Origin of the sequence: Pseudomonas sp. Z1-29 (genome assembly GCF_051131995.1) — a bacterium.
Taxonomy (GTDB): domain Bacteria; phylum Pseudomonadota; class Gammaproteobacteria; order Pseudomonadales; family Pseudomonadaceae; genus Aquipseudomonas.
This window is the reverse complement of the sequence record NZ_CP071645.1, coordinates 4,473,012-4,482,875: the sequence shown is the minus strand read 5'-3', so window position 1 is coordinate 4,482,875 and position 9,864 is coordinate 4,473,012. Positions and strand designations below refer to the sequence as shown.

Below are 9,864 nucleotides of genomic sequence, written 5' to 3'. Positions count from 1 at the left end.
ATTCACAACCTAATGTGATCGCGGATGGTTGGTTATTGGCGCGGAGGGGAGGGGCTGTGAGATTGGAAAGTAGGCTGGGATGGAGGGAATGCTGATCAGGGATGAGGGGAGGGGAAGTCCATATTTGCTGGGGCGTGGTGCTGTGTTGTGGAGCGGGTAGAGGGAATCGAACCCTCAACTAAAGCTTGGGAAGCTTTCGTTTTGCCACTAAACTATACCCGCATTACACATATTTCTTTGCTCACAAAACGGGGTGTCCTATAAGAACCCTCGTTATCAGCTTGGGAAGCTGGAGTAATGCCATTATACGACACCCGCTCAGAGCGGCTGACTTTGTACCAGATGTGGCCTGGGATTTGAAGTTTTTCTTTCCGGACGGCGAGGTCATCCGTCTACGCAAGACTCAAACCAGAGCGGTCATTCGCGAGCAAGCGCCATTGCTGGAGGCTTGCCCGCGATGACTTTTTTCAGATGGCCACTGCATGGTAGTCCTGTACATAGCTGTAGCGCGGTCGGCTGGCGTGGTGGGTTGGCTTGAGGAAACCCAGCAACGCCTCGCGGCTGTCGCGGCAGGCGGCCTTGTGTTCCATGTCGAGGAAGTGCCCGGTGGCTTGCAGCGTGGTGAAGCTGCTGTGCTGGACATGGTTGGCGAAGAGCCTGGCGTCGGTGGCCGCGGTGTATTCGTCCCATTCGCCATTCAGGAACAGCACCGGCACGTTGATCTTTTTCGCCGCGTTGACATAGCACTGCTGGTCGCTGTGGAGCACATCGTTGATGTGAAAGTGCATCTGTCCGTATTCATGCTCGGCCAGGTTGCTGACGTGGCGATAGTTGAAGCGCTTGAACAGCGGTGGCAGGTGCTTGCCAATCGTGCTGTTGACCAGGTGTCCGACACGATCGCCGTCCAGGCTGCTCAAATAGTCCACGCCACGTTCCAGGTAGTCGCGCATCGGTGCGTTGAGCACCGGTGAGAAAGAACTGATCACGGCTTTTTCGATGCGCCGCGGGCGCTGGGCCAAGGCGGTCAGGGTGGCGGCTCCGCCCCAGGAAAACGACAATACGTGATCGGCGGCGAAGTGGTCGATCAGCTCCAGCAGGATCTGGCCTTCGATTTCCTTCGTCAGCATTTTCTCGTGGCGGTTGTGAGCCTTGGACTTGCCCGCGTAGGGCTGGTCGTACAGCACGACATTGAATTGCGGGTAGAGGTTTTTGGTGGTCTGTGCAAACGACGCGGTGGTGGCCATCGAGCCGTTGACCAGGATGATGGTCTTTTGCGCGGCGTCTGCGCGATAGAACTCCGTGTAAACCCGATACTGACCCTGTATATCCAGCACAGCGATTTCTGGCCTCATGTCATAAGACTCCTGGCAAGCGGGTATGCGCGCAATGAGATTGCACGGGCAATGTGACAGGTAGGCATACGCCTGGAAGATAAGGCCCATGTCGATCCACGCAAGCCGGTCGACGGGTGTTGTTATGGCGGGCAATTTGCCGGCGAACGAGGCGGAACCTGAGGGTTCCAGCCGGCAAAAAGTTTCTTAGAGGTATGGGGTGACTCGTCGGTCACATTTCGGCCGACGGTTTGATTCAAGCAGGGGGGAGGCCGTTGCGCAAGTGCTCTTTGAAAATTGTCCGACACTTCTGCCCAGCGGTCGTCTGGCTCAGATCAGGCCAACTTCTTCTGGGCTCAAGGCGCGGTATTGGCCCGGTGCGAGATCAGCGTCCAGCAGCAGCGGGCCCATGCTTTCACGGTGCAGGCGCAGCACCTTGTTGTTGAAGTGACCAAACATGCGCTTGACCTGATGATAACGGCCTTCAACGATGCTCAAGCGCGCGGATGTCGGCCCCAGTTGGGTCAATTGCGCCGGTTGGGTGGTGAGGTCTTCGAACGCAAAGTACAGGCCTTGGGCAAACGTGAAGGCGTACTCGGCGGTAATGGTTTGCTCGGTCTCGACGTAGTAGACCTTCGGCAGTTTGGTCTGCGGCTGGGTCAGGCGCCGCGACCAGCTGCCGTCGTTGGTGATCAGCATCAGCCCGGTGGTGTTGAAGTCCAGGCGACCGGCGATGTGCAAGTCGTCCTTGTCCGGTTCGTCCAGCAGATCGAGGACGGTGCGGTGCTGCGGATCGCGGGTGGCACTCACGCAGCCGGGCGGCTTGTGCAGCATGAAATAGCGCGCCGGTCGGCCTGCTTGCAGCACTTCGTCATCCACCTCGACGCGGCTGAATTCACGCACCTGTGCCTGTGGATCGATGACGGTCTGGTCGTCGATCCGTACGCGCCGTTCCACCAGCAGCAGGCGGACCTGTTGGCGGTTGAAACGCGGCAGGTTACTGAGGAAACGGTCAACGCGCATGAGCAGTTCGGGCAGAGGAGCTGGGGGCGGGCATCTTACGCGATCGGTTGGTGCTTGGCGCGCAACTGGTCATCGACCCGGGCGCATCGCGGGCACAGGCAGGATTGGTTGCGCAGCTCGGCCGGCAAATTTTCCAGCACCGCCGGGTCGATGCTCACGCCATAGCACCAGCAGGCACGATCAACGGTTTTCGGATTGGCCAGGGTGCAGTCGTTGGTGGCGCCGCACGCCGGGCAGAGATCGGGTTTATTCATAACTGGAATGAGGCATTTCCACGCAGGTTCGGTTGCTTCCGGTCTGTCGGGCGCGTTGCAGCGCATGATCGGCCCGGGACAGCAGGCTGTGCAAGGTGTCTTTGTCCTGCAAGGTGGTCAGGCCGATGCTGATGGTGATCCGCAATTGCTTGCCGCTGCAAAAGTAGCGCTGTTGCTCGATGCGCTGGCGAATTTTCTCGGCGATTTTCAGAGCGTTCTGTCCATCGGTGTCCTTGAGCAGCAGGACGAAGGCATCGGCGCTCCAGCGGCAGACAATGTCTGAATGGCGCAGTGTATCGGTCAGGTCGCGAGCGAAACCAGTGAGCAACTGATCACTGGCGATGTGGCCATGGTTGGCGTCCAGTCGCTTGAAGTCATCCACCTCCAGCAACAGCGCCCCCAATGGCCTGGGCTCGCGTTGGGCTTCGTGCAGGGCCTGCACCGCCAGGAGGTCGAAGCCCCGCCGATTGGGCAGCTCGGTCAGGCCGTCAAGAATCGCTTGGGCGTCGATCCGCCGCTGATAGCTGACCATCAGCCGATGCAGCACCACGAGCGCGGCCACTGTCACCAGCAGGCCGATCAGCAGATTGAAATACAGCGTCTTGAGCACGTTGTCCCGCAGCGATGTGTTGGCGGCGTAGTACCCCAGCAGCGACGTCACCAGGAAGCCGGCGCCGAGCAAAATGGCCAGGATGAGCACCGGCGAGCGCTGGGAATACAACGGCGAACGAAGCGACATGGCGATTCCCTTGGAGTGACCCGATGGAATCAGTTTAGTGGCCCTGTAAGAAAAGACATTCGGATTTAGCTTTGCAATATCGTGGCGAGGGGATTTAGCGAAACGTCGCGCCGCCCAGCGGGGATAAATCCCCTCGCCACAGGGTGCTGTTTACTGACGGGTACTCAGATAAGCCCGCCATCCGCCCAGATGACTGATGTCCTGCGCGCCGTCCAGACCATACGGCTCGCAAATGAAGCCGCTTTCCCAGCGTCCGTCGGCCAGTTGCACCTTACCCAGCCCCAGCGGTGCCGGGATACCGGTGAGGAACGAACCCAACTCGCTGCTTGGCAATTCCCAGACTTCCACTTCGATCGCCACGCCTCCCTCGCCGACCCGAAGCATGCCAGGGCGCAGTGGCGGGCCGCCGGCCAAGGCGTAGAGGCGATAATCCGCTGAGCTTCGGGTGGCGTCGATCAGGCGGGCGCCACGTAGCTTGAGCTGCCAGTTCAAAGCCAGCCCATCCAGGTGCGCGCCGCACACGACCAACCGTGCCCGATCATGGCGCGCCGGGTTGGCAGGCACTGGCAGATCAGGCGCTTGCTGACGCTGCAAGGCGTCGGCCACGCTCAGCAGGTACTGATCGGTGAAGGCGCGGCCGAACAGCGTCACGCCCCAAGGCAAGCCGTTGGCCATGAATGCGCTGGGAACGGCCACGGCGGCGTAGTCCAGCAGGTTCATGAAGTTGGTGTAGTAACCCAGTTGCGAATTGCGCAGGAGCGGTTCGGCGGCGAGTTCGGCGAGCGTCACCGGGCGCCCGATGGTCGGGGTGAGGACGCAATCGAGCGCTTCCATCGCGCGGTCGCATTGGGCCTTGAGCGCCTGCAAACGGTACTGGGCACGGAAGGTTTCCACACCGGTCACCGTCGGCGCTTGCGCCAGCACGGCGCGGATCACCGGCAGTACCGCGTCGGGTTCGCGTTCCATCAGTTCCCCGGCCACGCTGTAGCGCTCGGCAACCCACGGCCCCTCATAGAGCAGGCGTGCCGCTTCGAGGAAGGGTGACAAGTCCAACTCGACAGCTTCGCCGCCCAGGTGTTCGAGGCGCTCGATGGCATCGGCGAACAGCCGTGGGCCTTCGTCGCAGTCGAAAAACTCCAGGTCTTGCCGGCGGGGCACGCCGAAGCGAAAGCGTCGTGGTGCGCCGAACGCCGCGCCGTCGTTCCATTGCGGGTTGGGGCGGCTGTATTCGTCGCGCGGGTCGAGACGCGCAGTCAATGCCAACAGCTGGCTGGCTTCGCGCGCCGTCGCGGTGAATGTGGTCACGCAGTCCAGCGTACGGCAGGCCGGCACCACGCCAGCGGTGGAGATAAGGCCCTTGGTGGCTTTCAACCCCACCAGGTTGTTCAGCGCCGCAGGCACGCGACCGGAGCCGGCGGTGTCGGTGCCCAGGGCAAAGCTGGCCACGCCCAGGGCCACCGCCAGCGGCGAGCCCGCGCTGGAGCCGCCCGCCGGGTAGTCGGCCAGCACGCTGTTGCGGCAAGCCCCGTAGGGCGTGCGGGTACCGTTGAGGCCAGTGGCGAACTGGTCGAGGTTGGTCTTGCCAACAGGAATCGCACCCAGCGCCAGCAATTGCTCGACGATACTCGCCGAACGTTGCGGCACGTAGGCAAACGCCGGGCAGGCGGCGGTGGTGGGAATGCCAGCCAGGTCGATGTTGTCCTTGATCGCGAATGGCACGCCATACAACGGCAGGCTTTCCAGGTCGCGGTTTTCCAGTGCCGAAAGGTAAGGTTCGAGTTCTTCGGGCGACAGTAGGTGGATGAACAGGTGATAGTCCGGGTTGAGCGCAGCGGCTTTTTCCCGCAGGGCCAACAGCAGCTGGCGCGGTGTCGTTTCACCCTTGCGGTAGGCGTCGCGCAGGTTGTCCAGGCGCAGAGAGAAGGTCATGGCGTTAATCCTTTGATTGAGTTCAGTCACGTTCCAGCACCACCACGCGTTGCCCGGCGCGCACCGCTGAACCGGGCTGGACGCGCACTTCTCGGACCACGCCGGCGATGGGCGCAAGCACCGGGATTTCCATTTTCATGGACTCCAGAATCACCAGCACGTCACCCGCGATGACCCGCGCGCCCACCTCCACCTGGACCTGCCAGAGGTTGCCGGCGATGTGGCTGTCGACGCTCAGTTGGCCCTCGTCCAGCACTGAATCTTCGCTCGGCGCGGTTGCTGGTTCCTCGCTGTCGAAATGCGCCTGGCCACTGGCGATCCAGCGCTCGCGCTCGGCACGGAAGGCGCCTTGTTGCTGCTCGCGGAACGCGTCGATGCTGTCCGCTTCCCGGGCCAGGAAGCGCTGGTAATCAGCGAGGTTGAGTTGGCTGTGTTCGATCGCCAGTTCGAAGCGGCCCAATGGGAAATCCCGACGGATGCGCAGCAGTTCATCGGCGCTGACCGGGTAGAAGCGGATCTGGTCGAAGAAGCGCAGCAGCCAGGGCTTGCCGTCAAATGCGGCGACGTCCCGATAACGATTCCACATCTGCAACGTGCGGCCGACGAACTGATAGCCGCCGGGGCCTTCCATGCCGTACACGCACAGATAGGCGCCGCCGATGCCCACCGAATTTTCCGCGGTCCAGGTGCGGGCCGGGTTGTATTTGGTGGTCACCAGCCGGTGCCGCGGGTCCAGCGGCGTGGCGACCGGCGCGCCGAGGTAGACATCGCCGAGGCCCATCACCAGATAGCTGGCATCGAACACCGTGCGTTGTACTTCGTCGAGGTTGGGCAGGTCGTTGATGCGCCGGATGAACTCCAGGTTGCTCGGGCACCAGGGCGCGTCCTTGCGCACGGTGGTCATGTACTTTTCGATCGCCAGCTGGCAGGCCGGATCGTCCCAGGACAGCGGCAGATGGACGATGCGCGACGGCACCTGCAAGTCTTGCGCGGCGCACACGGCGTCCCACTCGCCGGCGACGATGGCCAGCAGATCGGCCAGGGGTAATTGTTCGGGCTGGTAATGCACTTGCAGCGAGCGAATACCTGGCGTCAGGTCGATCACCCCTTGCAGGTGTTTTTGCTCCAGGGCCTGCATCAAGGCGTGAGCGCGAAAACGCAGCACCAGGTCCAGTTCGGGAGCGCCGATTTCAAGCAGCAGATGGGTGTCGCCGGATAATCTGGCCACCAGACGCGTATCGTCCTGGCCGATGTCCAAAACCACGGGCGACTCAACCCCCTGTGGGAGCGAGCCTGCTCGCGAAGCAGTCAATGCGGTGTCTGATCTGGCCCCTTCGCGAGCAGGCTCGCTCCCACATTGATCCCATTTCAAGGCCAGTGAGCGGGCAGTCTTCAGGTCCACTGGCACAAACCGCACCTTGTCCCCCGCCTTGAGCTGTCCCAGTTGCCACAGGTCCGCCTCGATCACCGTCACGGGGCAGACGAAGCCCCCCAGGCTCGGGCCGTCGGGGCCGAGGATGACCGGCATGTCACCGGTGAAGTCCACCGCGCCGATGGCGTACGGGTTGTCATGGATATTGGACGGATGCAGGCCCGCTTCGCCGCCGTCGGCACGTACCCATTCCGGCTTCGGCCCGATCAGCCGCACGCCGGTTCGGCTGGAGTTGAAATGCACTTCCCAGGCGGTGTCGAAGAACGTCTGGATGTAGCGCTCGGTGAAATATTCCGGCGCGCCGTGGGGACCGTAGATCACACGGATCTGCCGCACGGCTTGCAACACCAGGGGCGGCTCTTCGATCGACGGCATCACGACGTGCTCATCCAACGCAGCCAGGTGCAGCACGTCGCCGGTGCACAATGCTCGCCCGCCGTGGCCGCCGAACTGGCCGAGGGTGAAGGTGCTTTTGCTGCCCAGGTAATCCGGTACCTGCAAGCCGCCATGTACACACAGATAACTCCGCGCCCCGGCGCCAGTAATCGTGCCGATGGCGAGGGTGGACCCTGCACCGATCGACAGCGGGGTGTCCATCGGCACCGTTTCGCCGTCCAGCGTCAGGGCGATTTCTGCGCCGGTCACCGCCACTCGCGCAGCGCAGTTGAAGCGCAGCAGCGGCCCGCTCATGGTGATTTCCAAGGCCGCCACACCTTCCTCGTTGCCCAGCAGGCGATTGCCCAGGCGCAACGAACGGCTGTCCATCGGTCCCGACGGCGGCACGCCCACCGCCCAATAACCGAGGCGACCGGGGTAATCCTGAACGCTGGTCTGAGTGCCGGGGCTGAGCACTTCGACGGTGTTGGCGCGGTAGGCCAGGGTCTCCAGGCAGCGGGTCCAGGGCTGGCCATCGGCGAAGGGCGCGTCGAGCAGGATCTGTTGCAGGTAGACACGGTTGGTTTCCACGCCATAGAGCAGGCTTTCGTCCAGCGCTTGATGCAGGCCCAGGCGTGCCTGCTCGCGGGTCGGCGCCCAGCGAATGACTTTGGCGATCATCGGATCGAAGTACGGCGGGATCTGGCAACCGGCCTCGACCCAGGTGTCGATGCGCAGTTCCTTGCCGTTGGCCTGCGCAAATTCCACCGCAGTCAGCAGCCCTGGGCTCGGCTGGAAATCCCGGCCTGGGTCCTCGGCATACAGGCGCGCCTGGATCGAGTGGCCCTCGGCTTTCAGCCCTTGGCTCAGTTCGCTCAGTGGCGGCAGTTCTCCGGCGGCCAATTGCACCATCCAGCGCACCAGGTCCACGCCCCACACCTGCTCGGTGACGCCATGCTCCACTTGCAGGCGTGTGTTCACTTCCAGGAAATAGAAGCGTCCTGCCTCGCTGTCATAGACAAACTCCACGGTGCCGACGCTGCGGTAGTCGACCGCCCGGGCCAGCTTGATCGCGGCAGCGCAAAGCGCGTCGGCCATGCCCTCGGGCAGGTTGGGCGCCGGGGTTTCTTCGATGACTTTCTGGTTGCGCCGCTGCACCGAGCAGTCGCGCACGCCCAGAGCGATCACCTGGCCCTGGCCGTCGCCGAACACTTGAACCTCAAGGTGCCGCGCCCGTTCGATGTACTTCTCGATGAACACGCCGGCGTCGCTGAAATTGTTCTGCCCGAGGCGCTTGACCGCTTCGAAGGACTCGCTCAATTCAGCGGCGCTGCGGCATACGCGCATGCCGATTCCGCCGCCGCCCGCCGTGCTTTTCAGCATGACCGGGTAGCCGACCTGCGCGCCGGCCAGTAGCGCGGCATCCAGGCTGTCGAGCAGCTCCGTGCCTTCGAGCAGGGGCACGCCGTGCTGGCGAGCCAGGGCGCGTGCGGTGTGCTTGAGGCCGAACACTCGCAACTGCTCCGGTGTCGGGCCGATGAAGGCAATGTTGGCGGCCTCGCAAGCTTGTGCGAAAGCGGCGTTTTCCGAGAGAAAACCGTAGCCGGGATGGATCGCGGTCGCGCCGCTGTCCCGGGCGATCGCCAGGAGCTTGTCCACCGCCAGGTAGGTGCCCGCCGCCGCGCCTTCGCCCAGGCAGTGGGCTTCGTCGGCCTGAAGGATGTGCAGGCTGGCTTCGTCGGCCTGGGAGTAAACGGCGACGGCTTTGACGTCCAGCTCGCGCAGGGTCCGCAGGATGCGGCAGGCAATGGCGCCACGGTTGGCAATCAGGATTTTTTCGAACATGGCATTTACCCCTCAGGCCGCAATGCCAGCCTGAATCGGGATGCGGGCCGTCCCGCAGTTTTCGATGGCCGACGGGGTCGTCCCCGTGGGCGGATACCTTCGAACACCACACAACCTCTGTGTGGGAGCGAGCCTGCTCGCGAAAACGGTACATCAACCGCATGAAGGCTGACTGATCCGACGCCTTCGCGAGCAGGCTCGCTCCCACAGGAGACCAAGGCGTTATTTGATGCACTGCCCCGACCGGCTCTGGCACAGCGCGAATAGCCAGTGGCGCAGGCGCATGAGTTTCAGTTCCATATCAGCAGCTCCGCAGGGGTAGGGTTGTAGGCGTTGCACGGGTTGTTCAGTTGCGGGCAGTTGGAGATCAACACGATCACATCGATCTCGGCCCGCAGGTCGACGTATTTGCCCGGCGCCGAGATCCCGTCTTCGAAAGTCAGGCCGCCGTCGGCGGTCACCGGCACGTTCATGAAAAAATTGATGTTCGGTCCGATGTCACCCTTGCCCAGTCGACCGTCGTGGGCGCAGGCCCGCAGGTAATTGTCGCGGCAGCTGTGCATGTAGCGTTTTTCCAGGGCGTAGCGCACGGTGTTGCTTTCCTGCGCGCAGGCGCCGCCGAGGGTGTCGTGGCGCCCGCAGGTGTCCTCGACGATGGTCAGCATCGGGCGGCCAAGGTTGGAATACAGCACGCTGCCGGTGCTCAGGTAGACGCTGTTCTGCCGGCGCAGTGTGCGTTGCACGTCGTAGCGTTCCTTGGGGTTGGCCAGGCTGTAGAACAACGTATCGACCGCCTGGTTGCCTTCCAGGTCGAGGATGCGCAGGGTCTGGCCGGCCTTGACCTCGGTCAGCCAGGGTTCGCCGGCGGGAATCGTGGAACGGTATACGGCGGTCTCGGGTTGCTTGTGTGCAGTGGCGATGGCGAGTGACATGGCG

At 62.9% G+C, this 9,864-nt stretch carries 6 protein-coding genes, 1 tRNA gene and 1 pseudogene; all 8 read right to left on the bottom strand.

The features are described 5' to 3' along the window. Window positions 1-148 precede the first annotated feature (148 nt). Window positions 149-222: transfer RNA gene (locus J3P84_RS20365), tRNA-Gly, on the bottom strand. Window positions 223-467: 245 nt separating this feature from the next. Further along, complete coding sequence (locus J3P84_RS20360) at window positions 468-1,352, bottom strand: alpha/beta fold hydrolase (protein ID WP_305496238.1); 885 nt, start codon at window positions 1,350-1,352, stop codon at window positions 468-470. Window positions 1,353-1,661: 309 nt separating this feature from the next. Next, window positions 1,662-2,354, bottom strand: coding sequence for a pseudouridine synthase (locus tag J3P84_RS20355; protein WP_434625464.1), 693 nt, complete (start codon window positions 2,352-2,354; stop codon window positions 1,662-1,664). Window positions 2,355-2,389: 35 nt separating this feature from the next. Beyond that, on the bottom strand, window positions 2,390-2,608 hold the full coding sequence (locus J3P84_RS20350; protein ID WP_434625462.1) for a cysteine-rich CWC family protein: 219 nt from the start codon (window positions 2,606-2,608) through the stop codon (window positions 2,390-2,392). Then, window positions 2,601-3,218 (bottom strand): annotated as a pseudogene (locus tag J3P84_RS20345) (GGDEF domain-containing protein); the annotation flags it as partial. The gene J3P84_RS20350 and the pseudogene J3P84_RS20345, both read right to left, overlap by 8 nt. 279 nt (window positions 3,219-3,497) lie before the next feature. Continuing rightward, on the bottom strand, window positions 3,498-5,276 hold the full coding sequence (gene atzF, locus J3P84_RS20340) for an allophanate hydrolase (RefSeq protein ID WP_434625460.1): 1,779 nt from the start codon (window positions 5,274-5,276) through the stop codon (window positions 3,498-3,500). Window positions 5,277-5,298: 22 nt separating this feature from the next. Next, the gene (gene uca / locus J3P84_RS20335; RefSeq protein ID WP_434625458.1) at window positions 5,299-8,928 is read right to left on the bottom strand and encodes an urea carboxylase; all 3,630 of its coding nucleotides are present in this window, start codon (window positions 8,926-8,928) and stop codon (window positions 5,299-5,301) included. 290 nt (window positions 8,929-9,218) lie between these two features. Then, on the bottom strand, window positions 9,219-9,860 hold the full coding sequence (locus tag J3P84_RS20330) for an urea amidolyase associated protein UAAP2 (RefSeq protein ID WP_434625456.1): 642 nt from the start codon (window positions 9,858-9,860) through the stop codon (window positions 9,219-9,221). Between the last annotated feature and the right edge of the window lie 4 nt (window positions 9,861-9,864).

Excerpts from the sequence above, each read along its gene's own strand:
- J3P84_RS20360 (WP_305496238.1), bottom strand. The coding sequence starts at position 1,352 with ATGAGGCCAGAAATCGCTGTGCTGGATATACAGGGTCAGTATCGGGTT.
- J3P84_RS20355 (WP_434625464.1), bottom strand. The coding sequence starts at position 2,354 with ATGCGCGTTGACCGTTTCCTCAGTAACCTGCCGCGTTTCAACCGCCAA.
- J3P84_RS20350 (WP_434625462.1), bottom strand. The coding sequence starts at position 2,608 with ATGAATAAACCCGATCTCTGCCCGGCGTGCGGCGCCACCAACGACTGC.
- atzF (WP_434625460.1), bottom strand. The coding sequence starts at position 5,276 with ATGACCTTCTCTCTGCGCCTGGACAACCTGCGCGACGCCTACCGCAAG.
- uca (WP_434625458.1), bottom strand. The coding sequence starts at position 8,928 with ATGTTCGAAAAAATCCTGATTGCCAACCGTGGCGCCATTGCCTGCCGC.
- J3P84_RS20330 (WP_434625456.1), bottom strand. The coding sequence starts at position 9,860 with ATGTCACTCGCCATCGCCACTGCACACAAGCAACCCGAGACCGCCGTA.